Origin of the sequence: Clostridium tyrobutyricum (assembly GCF_019144085.1) — a bacterium.
In the GTDB taxonomy this organism is placed as follows: domain Bacteria; phylum Bacillota; class Clostridia; order Clostridiales; family Clostridiaceae; genus Clostridium_B; species Clostridium_B tyrobutyricum_A.
In genome coordinates this window covers 1-234 of the sequence record NZ_JAHHUY010000134.1, presented here as the reverse complement: position 1 = coordinate 234, position 234 = coordinate 1, and the positions used below count along the sequence as shown (strand labels likewise).

At 64.5% G+C, this 234-nt stretch carries 1 protein-coding gene; it reads right to left on the bottom strand.

What is annotated here, in order from left to right:
• Positions 1-234 (bottom strand): hypothetical protein (locus KM800_RS15325; protein ID WP_217813847.1); only part of this gene is annotated, 234 nt, incomplete at both ends.

Sequence of the window (234 nt, the reverse complement as noted above, 5' to 3'; positions counted from 1 at the left end):
AAGCGGCGGGTTTTGGTCGCATTGCCGCGGATTTTCAGCAGCCGCTTGTTGGCGAGCGCACCCTTCTTCTGCCCCTTCTCGCCGCCGAGGATTTCAGCAGCAGCCATGAGCGCCAGGAGACGGTCGTCCAGGTCGGCGACGTCGGTGTCCAGGCTGAACACCTGCAGGTCGCGAACGGCGCGGAACCGGAAGATGTTCTCCTTGGCCGTCATGTCACCGGTGATGCCGGGGACC